Here is a 24,362-nt window from a genome sequence, read left to right as displayed (position 1 = left end):
CCTCTTTTGAATAGGCTTTCTATCTACAACGCCTACTTCCTAAATAACCTATTTCCTAAAAAGACTGCTTCCTACAAAGCTTGTTGCCTGAAAAGCCTTCTACCCGAAAAGCTTTACCGATGAAAACGTGGTTAATGGCGTTGGCTTGTAGTCACTAAATGGAATAGTGCTTTGAAAGTTGAGCCAGTTGTTCGATTTTGGGTGTTTTAAACTTAAGCTTTCCGCGTGCAGCTGCAGGCGGAGGGCCATGGCTAATGCGGCGTCGTGAGCATACAACCTATCCCCTAAAATGGGGTGGCCGAGTGAGAGCATGTGCACGCGTAGCTGATGAGAACGCCCGGTAATGGGGCGTAGCGCAACCAGAGAGTAAGGCCTATTTTCGCTATCATGTGCACGGGTTATCACATCAAAGTGTGTTACCGATGGCTTTCCCCGTTCGTGGTCAACCATTTGCTTCGGTCGATTCGGGTAATCGACAATAAGCGGTAAATCTATCTCTCCGCTGTCGTCGTCAACATGGCCGTATACTCTGGCGAAATAGCGCTTTTTCGTTTCTCTAAGCTCGAACTGCTTGCTGATGGCGCGATGACTAAACTTAGTCAGTGCCATCACCATAATGCCAGATGTCGCCATATCTAACCTGTGTACCACAGTAGCAGTAGGCAGTACTTTATTAACCCGAGTAATAAGCGCATCTTTATGCGCTTCTATTCTACCTGGTACACTCAACAACCCGCTTGGCTTAAGGGCAACCACCATAAAGTCATCTCGGTACAGGAAGTTGAGATACGGCGTGTAAGGCGGGTTGTATACAAACGGTGGATTGGCCATTAGGGATTATTCACTATGATACGAATGGCATCAAACTGCACATCGGCACCTTGAATAACTTTATCTAGCGCACTCATTTGCTGCTCAATAAACACTATCTCACTGTCGCGTACGGCAGGGTTGCGCTTCTGTAAGTCTTTTAATCGCTGTATTTCACCGTTTAACGTAGTGTGCATAGTGTTAAGCGCATCGTGTAGCTTTTGATTTGCTGCCTGGTGTGCAAGTTTGCGCGTATTTTCTATCGCAATGCTAAGGGGCTGCTGTAATGCTTTTAGCAATTGTGACGATATTTTTCGCCCTACTTTTCGTTTTACATCGAAGCTTAAATCAACAGGGTTTCCTTGGGCGTCAAGGCATATGCGTACCGGCGTTTGCGGAAGAAAACGGCCTAGCTGAAGGGCTTTCGGTGCTTGAGCATGAAGCACAAACAATGCTTCTATCCAATAAGCGCCTTTAGGCAGGTCGGGGTCGGCAATAAAGCCCATGCTGCTTTTACCGTGTACATCAGTAAGAACAACGTCAATCGCGGTGTGAACAAGAGGGTGGTCCCAACTTAAAAACTGCACATTTTCTAACGTCGTTGCTACGCGGCGCCTGTAGGTTACCGTCATTCCCTCAGGGTCTAACCCAGGTAATTGACTCACCATTTGCTCTGTTGGCATAAGAATAAAGCAGTCGTTGCCTTTCTCATCTTGCTGAACGCCAATGGCATCAAAAACACGGCCCATAAAGCGCGAAAGGTCTTGCTCACTATCAAGAGTAATAATGTCCTCTAATAGTGCTTCAACTCGGCCTTCACCCGATGCATTTAGCTCAAGTAGACGATCTCTACCTGCTTCAAGCTGAGCAACCAGCTGACTATTAAGTTTAATACTTAAATTAATCAGTTCGTCTCTTGCCGTCATGTCGCTGGGGTGCAAGCATGCACTCATCAATAATGGCTTAACGTCTTCAAATACGCCAGACCCTGTGGGGCAGGTTTTTTCGAAGGCATTTAAGCCTTCGTGATACCAGTCGAGCAACACATGCTGCGAGCTTTTCGCGAGATAGGGAACATGAATGTTCACGGTTTGCGTTTGACCTATTCGGTCTAAGCGACCAATACGCTGTTCTAATAAATCAGGTGTAATGGGTAAATCAAACAGCACTAGGTGGTGGGCAAACTGGAAGTTACGCCCTTCACTGCCTATTTCACTACACAGCAAAATTTGTGCGCCATCTTCTTCATCGGCAAAATAATGAGCGGCTTTGTCGCGCTCAACAATACTCATGCCTTCGTGAAACACACTGTGTCTAATGCCCGTTTGCGTGCGGATAACTTCACCGAGTTCTTGCGCCGTGCGGGCGCTGGCGCAAATAAGCAATATTTTCTCTGGCTTAACGTCTTGCATGAAATCGACAAGCCAGCTAACGCGGGGGTCTAGTTTAGTCCAACTGTTTACCAAGCTTGGCACACGTTCGGGATAAAGCGCGTTGAGCAAATCGTCGCTGTTCACGGCCGCTTCATACTCTTGTGGCATGGCAAGCTCGTAGGCAGACAGTTTGCGCTCGGGGAAGCCTTCAATATTGGCGCGACGGTTTCTAAACAGCATACGGCCTGTACCGTGGCAGTCTATGAGTTGGTGTAACAGTTCATGTCTGTTTTTAGAGCTGATGAGGTCGCCAGCGTGTTCCATAACGTCAGGTGCAAAGTTGCAAAGGGTAGCGCGCTGTTTTTCGTTCGGCTCAGCGTCTGACAATAACGGAGCAACCGCATCGGCAAGCTGACTGTATTGCGATTCTTCTCTTAGAAACTCTTCGTAACTGTGAAAGCGTGCAGGGTCGAGTAAACGCAGACGAGCAAAATGACTTTCGTGACCTAACTGATCTGGTGTAGCCGTTAGAAGAAGCACCCCAGGCGTATTTTGGGCAAGCCCCTCAACACAGAGGTATTCTTGCGACGGTGCTTCTTGCGACCAAGACAGGTGGTGTGCTTCATCAACCACCATTAAATCCCAATCTGCGGCCTGAACCTGCTGCTGTCGTTTTTCACTGCTGCTTAAAAAATCGATGCTGCACAGAACTAGTTGCTCACTGTCAAACGGGTTTATATCTTCTTCGTCCAGCGCTTCGCAGCGGCTCTCATCGAAAATAGCAAAAGGCAGGTTAACGCGACGAAGCATTTCTACCAACCACTGATGCATGAGTGAATCTGGAACTAAAATGAGAATGCGAGATGCTCGGCCAGTCTTTATCTGTTGGTGAATGATTAGCGCAGCTTCAATGGTTTTTCCCAAACCGACTTCATCGGCAAGAAGTACCCGCGGCGCGTGGCGGCCACCTACTTCAGAGGCAATGTGCAATTGGTGGGGAATAAGTGAAATTCGAGCTCCAGCCACGCCAATCGTATTAGAGCGCTGATATTCATAGTGATAGCGCAACGCGCTTTCTCGCAAATCAAACCATTTTGGGTGGTCGAGCTGTTGGCTAAACAAACGCTTTTCAGGTTGGTTCAAGCGAATGTGATGGTCTAGCATGGTTTCTGGCAGTCTTGCCTGCGCCTTCGTATCTTCCCGCAGACCGTGATAGATGAACACCCCTTGGCTTTCTTCGGATTCAGTCACCGTCATTTCCCAGCCGTCTTGGCTTTTTACGGTGTCGCCAATTTCAAAGGTGAGTCGCGTTAGCGGCGCTTCTGTTTTTGTATAGATACGCGCTTCGCCAGTGGCGGGATACAGCACTTCAACTGAACGGAAATCAATGCCAACAATGGCGCCTAATCCCAATTCGGTTTCTGTATTGCTTAACCAACGCTGACCAATAGAAAATTGACTGTCTGAACTCATAAATCACTAACCTTTTTTGCGGGGGCGGTATTGTACGCATTGCATGATAATAAGTCATTAATACTAGCTTATTTGGCACGCTTTTCTGTTTATTCAGCGGGAATGGCACCTGTTAATGAGCAGCAACGCTTTCAATTTACTATGCGTTGCGAGGACAGAGATTCTCCGAGAAAGTGTGGAGGGCTTGGTCGCACTCTTTGAAAAAATAAAACCATAAAAACAGTGCGAAATCTGTATTTCTGGATTATGGTGGAATTAGCGTTTAGGAAGTCGTTATCAAACGCTTGAAGCAGCGGGTTATTGCTGCTTCTCAGTCGACGCGAGTAGGGGAGATGTCCTGTTTCGAGCGGCATCCCTGTAGTTGCCCAGCTGTAGCTCGCTAGCCATTACCAATTAACGGCTAGTTTGGCTTTATTTTACGGAGTAAAGGATGCCAAGAAGAAACTCTACCGAAACGAAAATATACGTCCTCGATACCAACATTTTGCTTCACGAACCCCACGCTTTTCTTTCCTTTAAAGAACACGATGTTGTTATTCCCATGACGGTTCTTGAAGAACTCGATTACATCAAAGACAGTAAAAAAGACGTTGCACGGGACGCACGTGTCTCCATTCGTTCAATGGAAGACTTGCTGCATGAGGCCACGCCTGAAGAAATGCTTGTAGGTGTTTCGATGGAGGGACTAGGAGCGGGCGATACCGCACCTACTGGAAAGCTATCGATATTTGCCGATTTGAATATGGCTGAGGCGCAGCAGGTTTTTACGAGCAACGAAAACGACAATCGCATTATTAACGTTGCCCTTCATATTCAAAAGGCTTACGCACCGCAAAAAGTGGTGTTAGTGACAAAAGATTTGAATATGCGCTTAAAGGCGAAAGGGGCCGGTTTAGCGCATGTTGAAGACTATCGCACCGACCAACTTATTACTGATATTAAGTACTTGTCTCGAGGCTTTCACGCCTTTGAAGGTAATTTTTGGGATAACGTTAAAAGCGTGGATAGCCGAACCGAGGGGCGGGACACCATTCACACCGTGCCAAAATCAATATTGCCAGAAGCTTATATTAACGAATTCTTACTTGATGACAGTAAAGAGTTTGCTGGCCTTGTTGAAGAAATTTCTGATGACCATTTGGAAGTGCTCGACCTCGGTTACGAACGCCTCATGAGTCGCCATGCATGGGGTATAACACCGAAGAATATAGGTCAAGGTATGGCGCTGCATGCCTTGCTAGACCCTCATATTGATATGTGTATTCTCACCGGGCCTGCAGGCAGTGGTAAAACGCTTTTAGCCCTAGCTGCTGCGCTTGAGATGGTGGTTGAGCGCAATATGTATGACAAAATCATCGTTACTCGTAGTACCCCTGAAATTGCAGAATCTATTGGGTTTTTACCAGGGACGGAAGAAGAGAAAATGCTGCCGTGGCTGGCCGCTATTACCGATTCATTAGAAGTGCTGCACAAGCATGATGAAAATACGAAAGGCTCTATGAATTACATTATGGAGAAGGCGAATATTCAGTATAAATCGGTGAATTTTATGCGTGGCCGCAGTATTCAAAACGCCATCGTTATTCTAGATGAGTCGCAAAACTTAACGGCATCACAGCTTAAAACCATCATTACCCGTTGTGGTGAAGGAACGAAACTTATTGTAGGTGGAAATTTAGCGCAAATAGACAGTAACTACCTTAGCGCCGTCACGTCAGGCTTAACGTATTTAGTCGAGAAATTTAAAGACTTCTCAGGTAGCGCCACCATTAACCTTGATGGTGTGGTACGAAGCCGTCTTGCAAGTTTTGCGGAAGAGAACTTGTAGCATTATACCAGTCTGCTTACGTTGCTAGTCTTCTTAGAGGCAAGCGTACCCGTTACCTTGTCTAAACTTCTACTTAAAGATAAAGAGCGCACCGGAGATACCGGTGTGCTATTCCACTAATTCTATTTGAAATCGACCGGTATCAATAAACTGTTTAGTGCTTTGTGATACCTCACCAAAAGGGATAAGAGCAGGTCCTGTGGGGTCGTAAAGCACATACTCTTTTCCCTCAAACTCAATGGTTTCGTCATCAGCCATGGGTGTCAGTGCTACGCCAAGAAGAGCATGTTCAGGCAAAAGCACCATGATCATTTTCGTTGTGGGTAGAAAGGCTCTCACCATAGACGATGCCAGCACAGCTTTGCTGTCGCAATCGCCTTGGTTTTGCATTAATAAACCGATGGGGGGCGCAAAGCCTGAACCATTACTGGCCGCTCTGTTGTCCATGGCGTTATAAGGAATACTTTGGATCCAACTGAGCAGCAGCGCAAAGTAGTCTCGTGAATTAGATTGCGGTGCTAGCTTTTCATAAAACGCTTGAGATACGGGCACCATTGGCTTCACCGATTCGTTGATGTAGCGCAGATGGTCGGGTTTAACCGCCCTTTGATTAAATAGGGTGGTGAAGCGGGTAAAGTAGTGAGTGGCAAGGTAGTCATCAAACGCCGCTTGCTGCACGGTTTTTAAGTTATCGAGTACCTCAGCAGCTTTCTCTGGGTCTGATGATTTGACTTCAATGTTAATGGCATCTTGCTGGCGTTTAAGGTTAACGCGGGCCTCTTTAGGGTTTAATTTTTGGGTTTCTTTTAAAAGGGCCACCATTACGTAGCGCTGGGCTATTTTGGGCTTATAATTTGGTTGCAGCGTGGGGTTTTGTTTAATCGTTTCTCGAGGAAGTGCAAAGCTAATTGAGTGAATGGTTTGCTGTCTGTCTGTCCATGTGTAGTCAAAACGCACGCTGTCTTGTTTATTTGTGATGCTAAAATCAAGTTGCTCGGCGCTGGCTTTCACACCGACGGCAACTGAAACAACAAGCAGCAAGAGCAGCTTTAGCGTGACTAACACGCGGGGGTAAACAGACACAGATAAAAAGCCATATAAATTTGTCATTTCTTCGCCATAACAGACATATTCAAGAAACAGAGTATTACTCTCGTTTACTGAGTATGTCGTTCATGCCAGAAAATACAAGCCTATTTAAATGAGTAGCCGCCCGTTTTGACTACTGTTGAAACCAGTTAAGCTCGTCATGCAGATTTACGACGCTACCTACAATAACCAGTGTAGGCGGCTTTAACTGCGCTTCTTTTTGCTTAGCGCATATGTCGCTTAGTGTGCCAATAAGCACACGTTGGTCATCGGTTGTTGCCTGCTGTACCAAGGCGATAGGCATAGTAGCAGGTAAGCCATGCTCTATGAGTTTTTCGCAAATAATTGGTAGCCCGGTTAGCCCCATGTAAAACACTGCGGTTTGATTTTTGTGGGCTAGTGCAGACCAATTCAAGTCGATGGTACCGTTTCGCAAGTGACCTGTAGCAAACACCACCGATTGCGCGTGATCTCGGTGAGTAAGCGGAATGCCTGCATAACTTGAAGCGCCACTTGCCGCGGTAATCCCCGGTACTACCTGAAACTCAATGCCATGCTCAATAAGGGTTTGAATTTCTTCACCGCCGCGCCCAAATATGAACGGATCGCCGCCTTTTAATCTGACAACGCGGTTGCCTTTTTTCGCTTCATCCACCATCAACTGATTAATGTCATCTTGAGGGAGGGTATGATTGCTCATGGCTTTTCCCACATAGATTTTTTCAGCATCTCTGCGCACCAGTTCTAAAATCTGAGGTGACACTAAGCGGTCGTAAACCACCACGTCAGCCTTTTGCATTAAACGCAGTGCGCGAAAAGTGAGTAGGTCCGGATCGCCAGGACCTGCTCCCACAAGGTACACTTGCCCAGTCACTTCCTTATTCTCTGCGGCTGCTTGTAAGGCAATTTCAAAGGCGTTGTCTGCTTTTTCGTCTTGCCCTTTTTCAACCATCTCGGCAATGTCGCCATCTAACACATCTTCCCAGAAATACCGACGGGCAGTGACGCCATCCAGCGCCTGTTTCACTTTGTCTCTGAACTTCTCAGAAAATGAACCGAGTCTACTAAGATTGGCGGGCAAAACGGTTTCTAATTTCTGGCGTAAATAACGTAACAATACAGGGGCAACACCACCGCTACTCATGGCAATAATAATAGGAGAACGGTCTACGATGGAAGGTGTAATAAATTGGCATAAAGGTGTATTGTCAACCACATTCACCAGTACCTTCTGCTCGCGTCCTAGGTCGTGAATGTATTGGTTTACATCGGGTTTATCGGTAGCAATAAACACCATGTCTTTATGCGCTAGGTCACTATCGATAAATTCACGTTCTATTAAAGTCACCTTGTCACTCTTGGCAAGGGCTTTTACCGTATCACATACCCACGGCGATACCACGGTAATGGTTGCCGGCGTTTTCATGATCAGTTCAAGTTTGCGGGCGGCTACTTCACCTGCACCAACAATAAGGCAGTCAAGCGAACGAGCATCTAAAAATAAGGGAAAGTAATCCATCAAGGGGCACATAAAAAAAAAGAACTAGCGCTATTTTGCGCTAATTCTTTTTAATTAGAAACAACGAAATCAGCCTTTATATTCCACAACGTTATATAAAGGCAGAAGTTGCTTTTATTTCGATCTTACGACTTGCGACGTGCGCGATTATCACGACTGCGGTTTTCACCACGCTCACGTTTTGGTGGCGGTGTATCCGACCATTCGCGAAGGTTGAGGCGTTGCCCCGCCACTCTTGTCGCTTGAAGCGTAGAATGGGTTTCTTTAGGCATGCCGCCTGGCAAGTCAACGGTACTGAAGTTGTCATATATCTCGATAGCACCAATGTTCTTCGAGTCAATGTTAGCTTCGTTCGCAATAGCGCCAACAATGTTACCCGGCTTAGCACCGTGTACATGGCCTACTTCTATGCGAAAACGTTGCATACCTTCATCTGGCTTGCGATTGCCACGAGGCGCTCTTGGCTTTCTATCGCGACTTTCACGACCACCACGATCATTGCGCTCACGACTATCGCGAGGCGGCTTGCTGTTGAGGTCTGGACGATCAGATTCTTTAAGCACCAGAGGCTCGTCGCCCTGAGCGATTTTGATCATTGCAGCAAGAAGGACTTCTGGAGAAGCTTCATTCTCTTCTTTAACCATCTCAACAATTGGCATCAACGATTCAATGCTATCGTCTTGCGTTGCTTCCATTACCGACTGCTTAAAGCGCGTAAGACGGGTCTGGTTGATTTCGCTAATTGAAGGAATAGGCATTGCTTCAATAGCCTGCTTCGTCGTTTTCTCAATAGAGAACAACAAGCGTTTTTCACGGTGAGAGATAAACAGAATCGCATCACCCTGACGACCAGCACGACCTGTACGACCAATACGGTGAACATAAGATTCACTGTCATACGGGATGTCATAGTTAATAACGTGACTAACACGTTCAACGTCAAGACCACGTGCAACAACATCAGTAGCTACTAAAATATCGATCTGGCCTTGTTTTAGCTTATCAACAGTTCGCTCACGGGCAGACTGTGGAATATCACCATTCAGTGGCTCTACATCAAAACCGCGTGCTGAAAGCTTATCTGCTAATTCAACAGTGGCTGTTTTGGTGCGAACAAAAATAATCATGCCGTCGAATTTTTCGACTTCCATAATACGCGTAAGCGCCTCAAGTTTATGGTGAGGAGCAACTTGGCAAAAGCGCTGACGAATGGTGCTCGCCGTGCTAACTTTTGACGCAATTTTTACGTGTTTTGGATCCTTGAGATAACGCTGTGTTATCTTTTTGATTGGTCCAGGCATTGTTGCTGAGAATAACGCCGTCTGCCGCTCGGCAGGTGCATGGCTTAGAATAAGCTCTACATCATCAATAAAGCCCATGCGAAGCATTTCATCAGCTTCGTCAAGCACAAGGAATTTAAGTTCGCTTAAATCCAATGTTTTGCGCTTAATATGGTCAATGATACGACCTGGAGTACCTACTACAACCTGAACGCCGCGCTTAAGCTGACGAATTTGGTTGTCGTAAGACTGACCGCCGTATACTGGAAGTACTTTAATTTTTTGACTAAAGCTCGCATAAACCTGAAATGCCTCTGCAACTTGAATAGCTAATTCACGAGTTGGGGCTAATACCAGTAATTGCGGCTTACGTTGCTCAGGATCGATATTTGCCAACATGGGCAGGGCAAACGCAGCGGTTTTTCCTGTCCCTGTCTGTGCCTGACCGAGTAAATCGTGACCTTCAAGCAAAAGTGGAATACTCTCAGCTTGGATAGGTGACGGTTTCTCGTAGCCAACTTTTTCAATGGCTTGTAAGAGAGGTTCTGGTAAATTTAGGTCTTTAAATGTCATGTCGACAGTTGTTGTCATTAAGGGTCCTGATGTTATTAGTAAGGAGGGTGCGGCATACGAGAGTAACGCCTGAAAAACGTTGAAGTGTGCCTGCAGTATTGCAAAAAACCATATTATATTCGAATAATGGTCAGGTTGCCATGAAATTGCACAATAATGCTGAAATAATAACCAAGTTTTGCGGGTGGCGGCAGAAAAACAATAAAGTTTTTGAAGAATTTTCGAAATAGGGCAAGGAATTACCATGAGTAAAAACAATTCAAATAAAATATTTAAACGCTCTTCTGTAGCAGTGCTTCTGCTAACAGCTCTATTGTCAGGGTGCAGTGAAAAATCCATGGAAAGCCATTTGGCTGACGCCCGCAGCTATGTATCCGAGCAGCAGCCTGATGCCGCCATAGTCGAATATAAAAATGCAATTCAGAAATCGCCTAACGCGGCCGCTCCTCGTTTCGAACTCGGTAAACTGTATCTTCAAACCAATAATTTTGTCGCAGCTGAGAAAGAACTCAACAAGGCCATGGAGCTTGGTTATGCCGCTAGCGAAGTCATTCCATTGCTTTCGGTTGCCTATCAGCAGTCGGGAGCAGAAAATGCCCTTTCAGAGGTGGATTATCGCGCAGAGGGCATGACGGCGGTTGAGTCTGTCGAAGTGGGTTTTTATAAGCTACAGGCGCTACTGCAGCTTAATAAACGAGAAGAAGCAGAAGCGTTAATTGCCGACCTATCAACTATCGATACTAGCTCAGTGTACAAAGGGCTTGTAGATAGCTACGTATTTGTACTCAACAATGATGTAGAAGCGGCCATTGCTTCTACAGAAGCATTACAAGAGCAGGCTCCCACCAATAAAGACGTGCTGCAGCAACTTGCAAAGCTTTATTTGCAAAGCGGTGCGCCTGAAAAAGCCGCCGTGGTGTATGGCGATTACCTAAAAAGCTATCCAGACGATACGGCAAGTAAATTTGCCTACGCAGCACTATTAATTGAACTGCGAGCGCTTGATACCGCAGAGCCCGTAGTAGAAGAATTACTTGTGCTTAACGATAGTCACCCGCTGCTAAATACGTTTAAAGGCATTATTGAATCTGCTAAGGGGAACTATGCACAAGCGTTAGAGCATTTGGAAATTGCCGTTCAAAACGGCAGAAGCGATCAGGTTGTGCGCTTGATAGCAGGTTTTAGTGCTTACCAAATACAAGATTTTGAATCAGCTCAGCGCCACCTTACTATGATTGCGTCAAGCTTACCTGATAACCACCCAGGCCTTCGTATGCTAGCAGACAGCATGCTGCAATTAGGTGAAAACGATAATGCGTTAGAAATTCTAGAGCGCGTTGAGGGTGAGCAAAACTCAGACGCAGCGTTATTTTCTAAGGCAAGCTACCAGCTGCTTATTGACGGAAACATGGTGGGCGCGAAACAAATGGTTGAGCGCTCACAAGAAATTAGCACCTCTGCTGAAGACCTTGCTCGTTTGGGTGTTTTGCAACTATCGCTTAATGATGTAGAAGGGCTAGTTAATTTGGAAGAAGCGGTAAATCAGGCGCCAGAGTCAGCTACTACCCAAAGCACGTTAGTGCGCGCTTATATCGCCACTCAGCAGTTAGATAAAGCAAAAGAGGCGGCAACAAAGTGGGTTGAACAATCCCCTAATGAAGCGCTTCCACTGGTTTACTTAGGTGGCATAGCCACAGTAGAAAGAGACTTCACTAAAGCAGCGTCTTATTTTGATGATGCGAGCACTCGGGAAGGGGCTAAAGAACAGCTCGTTTACGCGCGCACTCAATTGCTTATTGCCCAAGGCGACAATGAATCTGCAACGGCGTTTATTCGCGCTTTTATCGATGATAATCCATCAGATTTAAAAGCGTTAACGATGTGGTACGCATTGGCCGCCGAGCAAAAAGCGGTTCAGCCGGTCATTAATCATGTAAAGAGTGAGCTTGATAAGGCGCCAAACTTTATTGAAATGCGCTTATTGCTCGCAAGGCTTTATGCGTTCAATAACGCCATAGACAAAACGGTAGCGCTGCTTGCTAACGTTCAAGGAAATAAAGAAACGCCCATGGCGTTTTGGAACATAAAAGGGCAGGCGCTCATTGCTGCTAACGATGTGAAAGCCGCAGACACCTTTTTCGACCGATGGTTGTCATTCTATCCGCAGGACAAAAGTGCCGTATTAGGCAAGTTGTTAATCTTAGACTCGCAACGACAGTTTACCGAAGGATTGGCGTTAGCAAGTCGAGTGTTAGAAAAGCGACCTGATGCACAAATTAGTTTGTTAAAAGCCTATTTTCACAGTCGCATAGGCCAAAGTAAGCCTGCGTGGAATATTATCAATGCAAGTGCTGACGGTGTGAAAGAGCTGCCGTTTGTACGGGGAATTATTGCGCGCTTACACCTTATTGATAAAGCGCCAGAGCAAGCCGTTAGTCATGCTGAAGCTGCCTACGACGACACGCCAAACTCTGATAATGCCATGTTACTAGTGGCGTCTTACGAAATGTCAGATAAAGGCAAGCAAGCCCTTAGCTTTTTAGAAAAGCACGTAGCAGAAAATGCCAATGATATTTCAAGCAGTATGCTGTTGGCAGAGCGCCAAATTAGGCAAGACAGAAAAAGTGCGCTTGCAACCTATGAAGCCATTTTAGCGCAAACCCCCGATAACTTTGTTGTACTGAACAACCTTGCTTACCTAGCGTTTGAAGATAATGATTTGTCTCGAGCAGAAACCTTAGCGAAGAGGGCGGTGGCCTTGCGCAGTGACAACGCTGATGCAGTAGACACCCTTGCCCAGATTTACATCGCTAAAGGTGACGATGACGCTGCGCTTTCTTTGTATGAAGAAATAGCAACGCGACCGATTGCCAATGAAGAGGTGTACTTGAACCACGTTGAGCTTCTTACTGAACTTGATAAAACGACATTGGCGAAGCGCCGCTTATTAGCAAGAGAGTTTAAGAGTGAAGCGTCAAAGCAGAGAGCGCAGGCGTTAAAGGCTAAACTTGGTCTTAACCTAGATGAGTAATGAAATAAATCAGTGATAATTTAACGCGCTAGTTAACAAAGCCACGTAATTAACGTGGCTTTGTCGTTTATGGCTTTTCTCTGTGTTTGAGCTGTGCCTTGATCTCGTTAAGCTCGGCCATGACGTCTTTTAGGGTTGGCTCAACATTACCTTGTGCTTCTAGCTCGGCGAGTAGCTCGGCTTGTTTCTCTGCTCGCGCCTTTTCGTTTTCTCGCTCCATGACGTTCACCACAATACCAATGACCATGTTGAGAAACGCGAAGGCCGTGAAAAAGATAAATGTGAGGTAAAAAATCCAGCTTAGTGGATACACTTCTTGGGTTTCGTACATCACATCGGTCCAGTCCTCAAAGGTCATTACCCTAAACAAGGTAAGCATGGAGATAGTGATATCACCCCACAATACGGGGTTAATGTTTTCGAATAAGGTACTGCCGATGGCTGCATAGATATAAAAGATAATAAACATCAGCAGCATAACGTAACCAAGCTGGGGCAGGGCTTTTACTAACGACACAAGGAGGATACGCAGCTCTGGAATGATAGAAATCATCCTAAGCACCCTAAATACTCTGACTAAACGTGCAATAAGGGCAAGCTCTGCGTCATCGGCAGGTATTAAGCTTATGATAACAATTAGCGTATCGAACCAATTCCAAAAGCTTTTGAAAAACTGCATTTTTCGCTTTTCTGCAAGAAAGCGAATGGTAATTTCAGTAAGAAAAAACGCACTAATAAACCAGTCGAGAAAAACCGTGACTGAGGCCATGCCGTTGGGCAGTTCATAGGTTTTAGCGCCTACCAAAAGGGCTGAAACCACAATAACGCTAACAACAAATATTTCGAACCACTTATTGGCTCTTATGCGTTCAAATTTATTCTGTAGTGCAGAGGCTTGCATCGTTTAAAATCACTCGATATAAAACAAAGTTAATTAGTGGCTAGTTTTAGTACTTATGTTCGCCGCTTTATCTATCTAATCAAAATAAGGCGGGCAGTATCATGGATGATGTGAGACCTGTGTTGCAAGAAAAATTGCTAGAACGTCTTAACATTGTTAGCGCGTCTTAATAGCGCTGAGAATAGGTTTGAAATGACGCACAGCTATTTTAGACATTAAAAAAGGGTAGCATGTCGCTACCCTTGTTTTTCTTGCTAAACCAATCTTGATAAATCTATAGGCATAGCTATATTAGCTATCTGATGACATATCCACCGGCTTTAGGCCGCGATTAATCATTTCAACGTCTTCTGCTGTTAGGGTTCCAGCTGCTTGCTTAAGTGTAATCACTGACTGTACAAAGTCGTAGCGGGCACCAGCCAAGTTACGCTGTGCATCGAACAAATTACGAGTACTGTCTAGTACATCAACAACCGTACGTGTACCTACATCGAATCCGGCTTCGGTAGCTTTCAATGCACTGTCTGCAGACACAACAGATTGCTCTAACGCACGTATGGTCGAAATAGACGCCTTTACGTTGTTAAACGAGCTACGCACTGATTGTACGGTTTGACGATACGTTTGCTCTGTTGCCTGACTAGCTGCAACGTAGTTAAATTTAGCCTGGTCTGTCTGAGAGGTGACTCGTGAGCCCTGGTAAATAGGTACGTTAAGCGACACATTGATTGACTGGCTGTCTAGGTATGGCGTTTCAAACTGCAAGACCGGGTTTTCAATCTCATCTTTGCTTCTTGTGGCATTCGCAGATAACGAAAGCGTTGGAAGGTGCCCTGAGCGAGCAATAGAAATATCTTCTTTTGCGATATCCATTGCGAAGCGATTTACAAGCAACGCAAGGTTTTTCTCTTCAGCAGTTTCTAGCCAGTTCGTCACGTTAGCTGGCGTTGGCATAGTTGCAGAGAAATTCTCTGTATTTAGGCCAAACAGCTTATCGTGGTATTTACCGGTGATGACGCGAAGAGCTTCTAGTGCAAATTCAAGTTCGTTTTTAGCCTGAATTTCCTGCGCTACTGTGCGGTCGTAGTTTGCCTGTGCTTCGTGCACATCGGTAATTGCCGTTAGTCCAACTTCAAAGCGCTGGCGAGTTTGCTCTAACTGGCGCTCAATAGCGCGCTTTTCTGCACCAACAAATTCAACGTTGTCTCTTGCGCGCAGCACATTAAAATAAGAGGTAACAGTACGAACGATAACGTCTTGAATGCTAGAGGCAAGCTGTGCATCGCTTTGTTCCGCAACCTTCTCTGCGCGGTTTAAACCAAGCCAGTTAGCATGGTCATAAAGGGACATCGACATTTGTAGTCCATAGCTGTAGCTATCTACGTCGGTTTCAAACACAACAATTTGTAAATCTTCGGCGTTCGAACCTAAGGTTTGCGCACGCTCAGAGGTTGAGGTGTTGTAGGCTACCGAGCCTGAAATTTGAGGAAGAAGATTAGCTCTGCTAATGCTTATCCCTTCGAACGCTGCATTGCGTTGCGCTTTCGCTTGGTTTACCAGCGGGTCGTTGGCGAGTGCTTGTTGATAAACCTGCATTAGGTCATCAGCGATCGCGCCCGTGGTTATCGACATGCCGATTACCAGCGATAGAAGTGTTCGTTTCATGCTTACGTCTTCCTGTAGTGTTCGAGTTGTGTCGGCTGACTGTGTTCACTGTAAAGTATCGCACCGACCTGTTAAAACCAAGTGTATGAAAAATCAACCACAAACCGAAAGTCCAAACTCGTAACAGTGTTCATTTAACTGTAACAGAATATGTGATCTACCCACGCTCATTATTTTTATATAAACGACTTGTAACTTGAGTTTTCTGTTATTTGTACATCTAAAATACGGCATTTATCACGCGTATACATGTGTGGTGTGCAAATGTAGACTACATGATAAATCTATTTGAACCATAAGTGTCAGCAAATGAGCAAGGAAATCCTTTCGTTTACCTCAAATGACGTTGAAATTACCGAAGTTAGCCCTGTTTACCGCGGTTTTTTCACCATGAATCGATACATTTTTAGGCACAAATGCTTCAACGGCGAATGGAGCGATTTGGTCAGCCGCGAAATTTTTGAGCGTGGTCATGCCGTGGGTGTATTGCCTTATGATCCAATAACCCAAGAGTTTGTACTTATTGAACAAGTGAGGATTGGGGCATTGCCAACGTCTTCAAGCCCTTGGTTAATAGAAATTATTGCCGGCATGATCGACGAAGGTGAAACTGAAGAAAATGTTTGCCATCGAGAATCGATGGAAGAAGCGGGAATAGAGCTCGATAACCTTACCAAAGCATTAAGTTATTTATCGAGCCCGGGCGGCACAACAGAAAGGTTACATATTTTTATAGCGAAGACCGATGCCACTAAGGCACAGGGTATACACGGCTTAGAGACTGAGTCTGAAGATATCAAGGTGCATCGAGTCAAAGAAAATACCGCACTTGAATGGCTGGAAACTGGTCGCATAGACAACGCTGCGGCGTTAATTGCGCTACAATGGTTCTTCATGCATAAAACTCAACTTCTAGAGCAGTGGAAAACACCGTGACATATCGTACACAACGAAAATACGTTCCTCATCTTCCTACCATGCAGGCAGTATGCGAGGTGAACTATGCGCACATTCTGCGTATTTTGCCCGATTGCGACACGGAAGATTTGAGCTATCGTTTCTCGATTGGTAAGCATTTGGCGTACGAAATTAAAATAGTTGAGTCTTCTCGCTACACCAGCTCGTTAAGTATTAAGCAAACCACTAAAGACATGCCGGATTATTTAACCCCGTCGATGACAGTGCGCTTGTACCATGACGCCAGACTGGCTGAAGTGATCAATAGCCAAAATACGGGCGCGCTAGAGCCTTCTTATGAGTATCCTAATTTAAAGATGCGCCAGCGAAATGAGAAGCAGATGGTGAACATCTTTCTGGCTGAGTGGTTAGATTTCTGTTTAAAACACACTCCAAAGGTAACCTCTGAAGCGTGAAAACAGTAATACAGTTTAGCGACTGCCATTTATTGCATGACACCTCAAGAAAGGGTTATGGCGGTATTTCCCCCTATCATTCGTTAGAATGCCTTCTTACGCAGTTAGCCCAAAGCGGCAATACGGAAAAAGTGTCAACAGAGGTGGCTGATGTGGTGTTAATTACCGGTGATATCAGTGGCGATGACTCCCCTGCAAGCTATACCCATTTTCTTAATTTAATGGAGCGCTTTGTGGATGTACCTTGGTATGTCATTGCGGGTAATCACGACGCAAACCCCCATTATGACGAATATTTAGTCCCACACACGCTGTCATCTAAATCACCACTTCACATTGGAAACTGGTGTATTCACGGCCTAGATACTCGGCCAAAGCACATGGCCAGAGGAGCGCAGGGAGAAATAGACACTCTTGAGCTCACATGTATTGAGCGCGCGCTTAGCGCTCACACGCATCAACATCATTTGCTTGCCCTTCATCATCATATTTTGCCGTCAAATAGCTGGATGGATAAGCATAACTTAGTGAATGCAGAACGTTTAATTGAGTGGCTAGATAGTGTGAAGGTGATAAACCATATTATTCACGGGCACGTGCACTCTCCACTTAGGCAGCAAGTAGGCAGAGACAACATTAATAGTTTCGGGTGCCCCTCAAGCTGCTGGCAATGGGAAATGCAAGCTGATTTCGGTGTGAGTAACGAACAGCCAGGGTATCATCACATCTGTCTTTATGACGATGGCGACGCCTCGGTGAGCATTAAAAGACTGAGTTAATAGAACAATAAAGAGTATGTCTTTTACATAAGACGGCTTTTTACCAGAGCATATTTTAAAAATAACATTCAAAAATAAAAATTTATTGTACAAACAGGGACGCAACATGCAGCACATTTTGTATCTTCATGGATTTCTAAGTTCTCCATTATCGGTTAAGGCGCAGGCAACCAAAGACTATTTTGCAGTCCATCATCCAGACGTTCAGGTTCATATTCCTGCTCTGTCTAATTTTCCGAGTAAGGTAGAGGCGCAGCTCACCGCGTTAATTGAGCAAACGCCAGCGCTTTTAACCAACGGCCTTAAAGTTATTGGTAGTTCAATGGGCGGCTATTTGTCCACGTTTTTAATTGAAAAGTATGCGGGGAGAGCTGTGTTGATTAACCCAGCAGTGCGACCTTACGAACTGCTTCAGCAGTTTATCGGCCCTCATGTTAATCCTTACAGCGGTGAAAAGTTTACTATTGAAGCATCCGATATTGATGTGATTAGAGCGCTGGATGCCAACACACTGAGCGAGCAAAAAGCGTATAAGGTGTTGCTGCAAACCAATGATGAAACCCTCGACTATCGATTGGCCGCCGCAAAGTACGCGCTAAGCGAATTAGTCATAGAGGAAGGGGGCGATCACAGCTTTGTGGGTTATGAAAATCATTTACCTAGCATTGCAGATTTTCTTCTCGATTAAGATATATAAATAGAGAGTAGGGGCGGCAACAGGTCAACGTCGTTGCCAGGATTAAATCGCCCTGCTACCATCTTTTTACCTTGCGTTGCAGATGAACTCTGCGTACGTTTACTCATATTTCTGGCTTAAATAATAACCATAACTATGTCAAATCAATATAATTCAGATGCTATTGAAGTCTTAAATGGCCTCGACCCAGTTAAACGCCGCCCTGGTATGTACACCGACACTTCACGTCCTAATCATTTAGGGCAAGAGGTTATCGATAACAGTGTGGATGAAGCGCTTGCTGGTCATGCGTCTAATATCAAAGTTATCCTGCATGAAGATCAGTCTTTAGAAGTGATTGATGACGGTCGCGGCATGCCTGTAGACATTCACCCCGAAGAAGGTGTGTCTGGGGTGGAGCTAATTCTGTGTAAGCTGCATGCCGGTGGTAAGTTTTCAAATAAAAATTATGCCTTTTCGGGCGGGTTACACGGTGTTGGTATCTCGGTAGTCAATGCACTGTCCCATCGTGTAGAGGTAACTATTCGCCGTGATAGCAACGTGTATCAAATTGCCTTTGAAAATGGCGACAAGGTAGAAGATCTTCAGATTATCGATACCTGCGGTAAGCGCAATACAGGTACTCGGGTGCATTTCTGGCCAGACTCCCAATACTTTGATTCTGCCAAGTTTTCTGTCAGTCGATTGCTGCACAATCTGCGCGCTAAAGCCGTATTAAGCCCAGGACTTCGCATTCGTTTTGACAATAAAATCTCGAAAGAAAGCCAAGAGTGGTATTACGAAGACGGCTTGAAAGATTATCTTTATCAAGCGGTTGAAGCATTCGAAACGCTACCCTCTGATACGCCGTTTGTCGGTAGCTTTAAAGGCAACACTGAAGGGGCTGACTGGGCTGTGATGTGGCTGCCAGAAGGCGGTGACCTTATTACAGAAAGCTATGTAAATCTTATTCCTACAGCGCAAGGTGGTACTCACGTCAACGGAATGCGCCAGGGCCTGCTGGAGTCGATGCGCGAATTTTGTGAATTCAGAAATTTGATGCCTCGTGGCGTAAAGCTATCCCCTGATGATATTTGGGACCGCTGTGCCTACATTTTATCGACAAAAATGCAGGACCCTCAATTTGCAGGACAAACAAAAGAGCGGTTATCTTCTCGCCAGTCTAGTGCTTTTGTGTCTGGCGTAGTGAAAGACTCGTTTAGCTTATGGCTAAACCAGCATACGGAGGTTGCCGAAGCCCTTGCTGAAATGTGTATTAATAATGCTCAGCGTCGGTTGCGTCAAACCAAAAAAGTCGCGCGCAAAAAAGTGACTCAGGGCCCCGCATTACCCGGAAAACTTACCGACTGCTCATCACAAGATATTAACCATTCAGAATTATTTCTGGTGGAAGGGGACTCTGCGGGTGGCTCTGCCAAGCAAGCTCGCGATCGTGAGTTCCAGGCAATTATGCCCCTTCGTGGTAAAATTCTTAACAGTTGGGAAGTCGACTCCTCTCAGGTGTTGGCGTCCCAAGAAATTCACGACATATCGGTGGCTTTGGGTATCGACCCAGATTCAACAGATTTGTCTGGTTTACGTTACGGTAAGATTTGTATTCTGGCAGATGCCGACTCAGACGGACTGCACATTGCTACCTTGTTATGTGCGCTTTTTGTAATGCACTTTAGAACGCTAGTAAACCAAGGTCACGTTTACGTTGCTATGCCCCCTTTGTTTCGCATAGATGTGGGCAAAGAGGTGTTTTATGCGCTGGATGAAAGTGAAAAGCAGGGCATATTAGATCGTATCGAAGCAGAGAAAAAGCGCGGCAAGGTAAACGTACAGCGTTTTAAAGGGCTAGGGGAGATGAATCCGCTCCAGCTTCGCGAAACCACCATGGACCCTAATACCCGTCGCCTTGTTCAGCTAACTATTGATGACGCTGAAGACATGATGGAATTGATGGACATGCTGTTAGCGAAAAAGCGCTCAGGTGATAGGAAAACATGGCTTGAAAGTAAGGGGAATATGGCAGAAGTAGTGCTGTAGCCCTGGAGCCTTAAAAAAAGGAAGCACAGCGATGTGCTTTCTTTTTTTATCTTTTTTTTTAATATTCTTTGCATCCAATCGTTATCTTCGGTCGTTTGGCTTTTTGAACAGGACGTGAGTAGTACAACGTCACTACATCAAAAAGACAACGGAGACGGTTATGGATTTATCAAATACTTCACAGCGCAATATCAAACTTTCACTTCTTGCAGCGGCAGTTGTGTTTTCTCTATCAGCCTGTAACGGCGATGATGGTGCAGATGGCGTTGACGGCGTAAATGGTGCCGATGGTCAAGACGGCGCGCCAGGACAAGACGGAAGCCCAGGTTTTGCAGCTGCGACTTTTTTAGTGGCTAATAATGGCGATAGCAATCGCAATACCGTATCGACGGTAGATCAAAACGCCAGTGTTATTAACACAGTATCAACCGGCGCCAATGAAGGCGTTGCGTTATCCCAAAGCAATACGCTATTCCAAGCAGGAGATAGCGACCTTCCTCTTATTCGCTCATTCTGTTCATTTACAGGAAATAGCGACTTTGATGCAAACTTTGGTCATGACATCACTGGGGCAGAAACTGGCCTAGTAAACCCTAAAGGTATTGTATTTGCTGAAGAAGCCGGTCTTGTCATGGCTGCCGACTTTAATGGTCAACGAATTAGTGTTTTCGGCGGTCAAGCTGCAGGAAACGTAGAGCCTATTGCCGAAATTATGACCTCTGCTCGACCTTGGGACCTAGCATTTGACGAAGACGCTGATCGCTTGTTTGTGGCGTTAACCGACGGCACAGTTGCCGTGTATGACGATGTTACTTCTTCTGGTTTTGCGCCAACGGTAACCAGAACGATTGTTCCATCAGACGCCGACGGCAACCAAATCTCAATCAACCTTCACGGTATTGTGTTTGAGGCGATGTCTAATCGACTCGTGGTGTCAGATGTGGGTGATGCAAGTGTGGCTGACGATGGTCAGCTATTTGTCATCGAAAATGCAGCATCGGCTGATGGCATGGTAGTACCCACAAGAGTAGTGGGCGGCGCTAGTACGCAATTAGGTAACCCTGTTGATATCATTTTATCGGGCTCTGACCTTCGCGTTGCCGAAAAATCAAATGACGCAATTTTAGTATTTTCAAATATTTTTACCGGTGCGAGTGGCGATGTTGCGCCAACGCTTTCTACACCATCTGTTAAGCCAGAGTCTCTTGTTGAGTTTACTGACGCGATGGTGAAGTGGGATGCATCGGATGATGGTATAACCACCATGCCAATCTCAGGGCTTTCTGTATCGAGTAATCCATCTGCAGAAGGCGATACAACTGGGCAGGTTGCACAACTTAGTGCGCTTTTAGGCAGCGAATTACGCAGCTTTGATAGCGGCATGAGCATAGAAAGTGCGTCATATACATCGCAAGGCGATGGCGTTATTACCTTCGACAACCCAGATACATCAACAGGCGGGCTGTTAGTGGTAAATCGACTCGCCTCAAGTCGTGATGGCATGATGTACAGCGACAGCTACGATCATATGATAGCGGGCGCGAATACCGGGCTTATTGCCCCTAAAGGGCTTGATATTGCATCAACAGAGGGCCTTGTTTTTGTTGCCGATGTGAATGAGACAACACCTGCTGTACGCGTGTTTTCACCTTGCGCATCGGGTGATGTAGCGCCACTATTAACCCTTGAAGCATCAAATGGCGCTCGCCCATGGGATGTAGATTATGACCCAGCAACTGACAGCGCTTACCTAGCGCTAACAAACGGTACGGTTGCCGTGTTTGAAGAAGTAGTACGACGCTTGAATAGTGGTGAATCTGTACTCACAGGAGAAGACAGACTCATTGTACCGGCAAGTGGTGGTACTGCGTTTTCAGCGCCTACTAACATTCACGGCATTGATTACGATAGCCAAAGCGATAGCTTGGTTATCTCCGATGTAGGCAGTGCGACGGATGCTACCGATGGCAAGCTTTATGTTATTTCAGGTGCGCAGTCGGCAGACGGCATTACTGACGTTTCGGTAAACATCGCTGGCCCATCGTCAATGCTTGGAAACCCTGTTGATTTAATGCTAAGCAACGGACATGTGTATGTGGCAGAAAAATCGAACGGCGCTATCTTGCGATTCGATAATATCTTGAATGCAGACTCAGGCGATATAGCGCCTAGTTACAGTGCGTCTTTCACTGCACCTGAATCGGTTTCGGTACTGCCTATTTACTAAGACTGAAACTCACATAGATATACTGAGTAAAAGGCCTGACGCTAACGCGTCGGGCCTTTTTGTTAAAGAGGATTTATTAACAGGAGCCATACCACTATTACAGCAAACTGGTAACATTGCGTTACGAATTAGCGCGTTATTTGTTGATACACAGCGCTCAAAATAGGTTTTAATAATGAACAAAGTGGCGCGCAAATAAAATGGTGCGATAATTTTTGATATTATCAGAAAAAAGGATTTATCATCGCGTGTAAAAAACGCGTGTATGGTAACGTATAGCAATCAACTGCTGCCTGCAATGAAGCAAGCTCTACTCCATTGATTCAGATGCATTACACGTCAGCTCCCCGTGTCACGATTAGTAAAGGTTTACTACCACGAATATGATCTTGCGATTTTTAAAATGGTTTTTTATTGGTTTAGCTATAGTTGTTTTTCTTGCGCTTGTAGGCGCGACAACGCTCACTGTCATGGCCATTCAAACTACACCGCTGGTCTCAAGTAGTGCATCAAGCCAGCTAGATGGGGCGGACAGTGTGAATGCATTGCTCAGCCAGCTACAACGCGCTTTTTCCCGCCGTGAAGAAGGCCATCAATTGACCTTAAGCGAAACACAGGTAGAGAGCCTGGTAGGCGTATTACAGCGCGCGCTGCCAGAGTTTAAAGGGCAAGTTAATATTACCTCAATGGGCGGAACGGTGAGCGTTACCTACGCACTAAAAGATACTGGCTACTTTTTCAACGCCTCTGCTTTAGTGTTGCCCGGCGATAGCCTGCGCATAGAAAATGTGCAAGTGGGGAGTTTGAGTATTCCCGGAAGATTCTTACTCGACGTGATTGAATATGCCGTCAATAGCTACACCGATACAGAAATTGCCTCTATAGCCCTTAGCCGCGTAGAAAAAGTATCTATGCAGCAGGGTGAACTCACGTTAGAGGTAGGGCGTTTAGACACGCTGCTCGTTGAGCTAAATACAGTAGCATCAAACTTATCCGTAGACGAAGAAACCGAGCTGCAAACACTTACCGCCTACTACCTCAGGTATATTTCGGGTAGGGAAATCGCCTTATCTACAAGTCCGGTATCTCTGACTGAATACTTGCGTGAAGGCATGGCCAGAGCCCGTGAGCAAAGTACATCAGCAGCACAAGCGGTATTGCACAATAAGGCGGTGATACTCGCACTGGCCGCCTATGTGGGGCACCACCGAGTTGGGCATCTTGTGGGTGACATTCAGCCGGATAAAGACAAAGCCCTTCGTCCTCGTTCTGGTGCAGTTTTGCATAATCGCAATGATTTGGCGCGACACTTTATTATTTCTGCAGCATTAGAGCTGCTTTCAGAGCAAAGCATGTCCTTTGCTATCGGGGAATTTAAAGAGTTGATGGATCGCGGGGCTGGTGGTTCTGGATACAGCTTTGTTGATTTAGTTGCCGATATGTCCGGCACGGCCTTTGCCCAAACCGCCGCATCGCCAGCGCACGCTGAAAAGGTTCAAAATGCCCTTGCCCGTATTCGCAGTGAAAGTGACATTATTCCTGCTATTGACGATGTGCCAGAGGGGCTCAGTAAACAAGCCTTTACCGAGCAATATGGACGTGTGGACAGCGGCGCGTACTTACGTGAAGTGGAAAGGCTAAAGCAGCGCATAAAGCGTATCCCGCTTTACGCTAATTAGCGCTCACTTCTTACACTTGAGAAGTATAAGAGAA

Annotated in this window: 16 protein-coding genes; 9 read left to right on the top strand and 7 right to left on the bottom strand. The window is 45.8% G+C overall.

Annotated elements, in window-relative coordinates; translation table 11 throughout:
• Window positions 1–99: 99 nt before the first annotated feature.
• Both GTQ48_RS15785 and rapA read right to left on the bottom strand, forming a co-directional pair.
• Entirely contained in the window at window positions 100–831 is a 732-nt protein-coding gene (locus tag GTQ48_RS15785; protein WP_163107529.1) for a pseudouridine synthase, read from the bottom strand.
• Entirely contained in the window at window positions 831–3,656 is a 2,826-nt protein-coding gene (gene rapA, locus GTQ48_RS15780) for an RNA polymerase-associated protein RapA (protein ID WP_163107528.1), read from the bottom strand. The genes GTQ48_RS15785 and rapA overlap by 1 nt, the downstream gene beginning before the upstream one ends.
• Before the next feature lie 430 nt (window positions 3,657–4,086).
• On the opposite strand from rapA, the gene GTQ48_RS15775 reads away from it, so the two are divergent.
• Window positions 4,087–5,484 (top strand): PhoH family protein, encoded by a 1,398-nt coding sequence (locus GTQ48_RS15775; RefSeq protein WP_163107527.1) that lies wholly within the window; start codon window positions 4,087–4,089, stop codon window positions 5,482–5,484.
• A gap of 108 nt (window positions 5,485–5,592) precedes the next feature.
• On the opposite strand, the gene GTQ48_RS15770 is transcribed toward GTQ48_RS15775, so the two are convergent.
• The 3 genes from GTQ48_RS15770 to GTQ48_RS15760 form a co-directional block, all read right to left on the bottom strand.
• Window positions 5,593–6,594 (bottom strand): hypothetical protein, encoded by a 1,002-nt coding sequence (locus tag GTQ48_RS15770; protein WP_163107526.1) that lies wholly within the window; start codon window positions 6,592–6,594, stop codon window positions 5,593–5,595.
• Between the two features lie 112 nt (window positions 6,595–6,706).
• Window positions 6,707–8,092, bottom strand: a complete 1,386-nt coding sequence (cysG, locus tag GTQ48_RS15765) for a siroheme synthase CysG (protein ID WP_163107525.1) — start codon at window positions 8,090–8,092, stop codon at window positions 6,707–6,709.
• 125 nt (window positions 8,093–8,217) lie between these two features.
• Window positions 8,218–9,963 carry a DEAD/DEAH box helicase gene (locus GTQ48_RS15760; protein ID WP_163107524.1) on the bottom strand — a complete coding sequence of 582 codons (1,746 nt, stop codon included), beginning with the start codon at window positions 9,961–9,963 and terminating at the stop codon, window positions 8,218–8,220.
• Between the two features lie 226 nt (window positions 9,964–10,189).
• On the opposite strand from GTQ48_RS15760, the gene prsT reads away from it, so the two are divergent.
• On the top strand, window positions 10,190–12,976 hold the full coding sequence (gene prsT, locus GTQ48_RS15755) for an XrtA/PEP-CTERM system TPR-repeat protein PrsT (protein ID WP_163107523.1): 2,787 nt from the start codon (window positions 10,190–10,192) through the stop codon (window positions 12,974–12,976).
• Between the two features lie 67 nt (window positions 12,977–13,043).
• Here the strand turns inward: prsT and GTQ48_RS15750 are convergent, their stop codons facing one another.
• Together GTQ48_RS15750 and tolC are read right to left on the bottom strand one after the other, a co-directional pair.
• The gene (locus GTQ48_RS15750; protein WP_163107522.1) at window positions 13,044–13,877 is read right to left on the bottom strand and encodes an ion transporter; all 834 of its coding nucleotides are present in this window, start codon (window positions 13,875–13,877) and stop codon (window positions 13,044–13,046) included.
• A gap of 291 nt (window positions 13,878–14,168) precedes the next feature.
• Window positions 14,169–15,542 carry an outer membrane channel protein TolC gene (gene tolC / locus GTQ48_RS15745; protein ID WP_163107521.1) on the bottom strand — a complete coding sequence of 458 codons (1,374 nt, stop codon included), beginning with the start codon at window positions 15,540–15,542 and terminating at the stop codon, window positions 14,169–14,171.
• A 309-nt stretch (window positions 15,543–15,851) separates the two neighbouring features.
• Here tolC and nudF point away from each other — a divergent pair, with 309 nt between their 5' ends.
• The 7 genes from nudF (at window position 15,852) to GTQ48_RS15710 (ending at window position 24,328) form a co-directional block, all read left to right on the top strand.
• Window positions 15,852–16,478 carry an ADP-ribose diphosphatase gene (gene nudF, locus GTQ48_RS15740; protein ID WP_032095676.1) on the top strand — a complete coding sequence of 209 codons (627 nt, stop codon included), beginning with the start codon at window positions 15,852–15,854 and terminating at the stop codon, window positions 16,476–16,478.
• A gap of 41 nt (window positions 16,479–16,519) precedes the next feature.
• Window positions 16,520–16,915: a DUF1249 domain-containing protein gene (locus GTQ48_RS15735; protein ID WP_152561526.1), complete on the top strand. Its 396-nt coding sequence runs from the start codon at window positions 16,520–16,522 to the stop codon at window positions 16,913–16,915.
• A complete protein-coding gene (locus GTQ48_RS15730; RefSeq protein ID WP_163107520.1) occupies window positions 16,912–17,694 on the top strand; it encodes a metallophosphoesterase in 783 nt (260 codons plus the stop codon). The genes GTQ48_RS15735 and GTQ48_RS15730 overlap by 4 nt, the downstream gene beginning before the upstream one ends.
• 106 nt (window positions 17,695–17,800) lie before the next feature.
• Window positions 17,801–18,382, top strand: a complete 582-nt coding sequence (locus tag GTQ48_RS15725; protein WP_163107519.1) for a YqiA/YcfP family alpha/beta fold hydrolase — start codon at window positions 17,801–17,803, stop codon at window positions 18,380–18,382.
• Between the two features lie 144 nt (window positions 18,383–18,526).
• Window positions 18,527–20,422: a DNA topoisomerase IV subunit B gene (gene parE / locus GTQ48_RS15720; RefSeq protein WP_163107518.1), complete on the top strand. Its 1,896-nt coding sequence runs from the start codon at window positions 18,527–18,529 to the stop codon at window positions 20,420–20,422.
• Between the two features lie 160 nt (window positions 20,423–20,582).
• Window positions 20,583–22,649, top strand: a complete 2,067-nt coding sequence (locus tag GTQ48_RS15715) for a YncE family protein (protein WP_163107517.1) — start codon at window positions 20,583–20,585, stop codon at window positions 22,647–22,649.
• Between the two features lie 383 nt (window positions 22,650–23,032).
• The gene (locus GTQ48_RS15710; protein WP_163107516.1) at window positions 23,033–24,328 is read left to right on the top strand and encodes a YfiM family lipoprotein; all 1,296 of its coding nucleotides are present in this window, start codon (window positions 23,033–23,035) and stop codon (window positions 24,326–24,328) included.
• The last annotated feature ends 34 nt before the right edge of the window (window positions 24,329–24,362 follow it).

This window comes from Alteromonas genovensis, from assembly GCF_010500895.1.
GTDB lineage: Bacteria > Pseudomonadota > Gammaproteobacteria > Enterobacterales > Alteromonadaceae > Alteromonas > Alteromonas genovensis.
This window is presented reverse-complemented; position numbering and strand designations above follow the sequence as displayed.

Bases quoted from the DNA above. Each gene is read 5' to 3' on its own strand.
- nudF (WP_032095676.1), top strand. From the start codon at position 15,852: ATGAGCAAGGAAATCCTTTCGTTTACCTCAAATGACGTTGAAATTACC.
- GTQ48_RS15750 (WP_163107522.1), bottom strand. From the start codon at position 13,877: ATGCAAGCCTCTGCACTACAGAATAAATTTGAACGCATAAGAGCCAAT.
- GTQ48_RS15770 (WP_163107526.1), bottom strand. From the start codon at position 6,594: ATGACAAATTTATATGGCTTTTTATCTGTGTCTGTTTACCCCCGCGTG.
- GTQ48_RS15725 (WP_163107519.1), top strand. From the start codon at position 17,801: ATGCAGCACATTTTGTATCTTCATGGATTTCTAAGTTCTCCATTATCG.
- GTQ48_RS15785 (WP_163107529.1), bottom strand. From the start codon at position 831: ATGGCCAATCCACCGTTTGTATACAACCCGCCTTACACGCCGTATCTC.
- GTQ48_RS15760 (WP_163107524.1), bottom strand. From the start codon at position 9,963: ATGACAACAACTGTCGACATGACATTTAAAGACCTAAATTTACCAGAA.
- parE (WP_163107518.1), top strand. From the start codon at position 18,527: ATGTCAAATCAATATAATTCAGATGCTATTGAAGTCTTAAATGGCCTC.
- cysG (WP_163107525.1), bottom strand. From the start codon at position 8,092: ATGGATTACTTTCCCTTATTTTTAGATGCTCGTTCGCTTGACTGCCTT.
- prsT (WP_163107523.1), top strand. From the start codon at position 10,190: ATGAGTAAAAACAATTCAAATAAAATATTTAAACGCTCTTCTGTAGCA.
- GTQ48_RS15710 (WP_163107516.1), top strand. From the start codon at position 23,033: ATGATCTTGCGATTTTTAAAATGGTTTTTTATTGGTTTAGCTATAGTT.
- rapA (WP_163107528.1), bottom strand. From the start codon at position 3,656: ATGAGTTCAGACAGTCAATTTTCTATTGGTCAGCGTTGGTTAAGCAAT.
- GTQ48_RS15715 (WP_163107517.1), top strand. From the start codon at position 20,583: ATGGATTTATCAAATACTTCACAGCGCAATATCAAACTTTCACTTCTT.
- GTQ48_RS15735 (WP_152561526.1), top strand. From the start codon at position 16,520: ATGCAGGCAGTATGCGAGGTGAACTATGCGCACATTCTGCGTATTTTG.
- tolC (WP_163107521.1), bottom strand. From the start codon at position 15,542: ATGAAACGAACACTTCTATCGCTGGTAATCGGCATGTCGATAACCACG.
- GTQ48_RS15775 (WP_163107527.1), top strand. From the start codon at position 4,087: ATGCCAAGAAGAAACTCTACCGAAACGAAAATATACGTCCTCGATACC.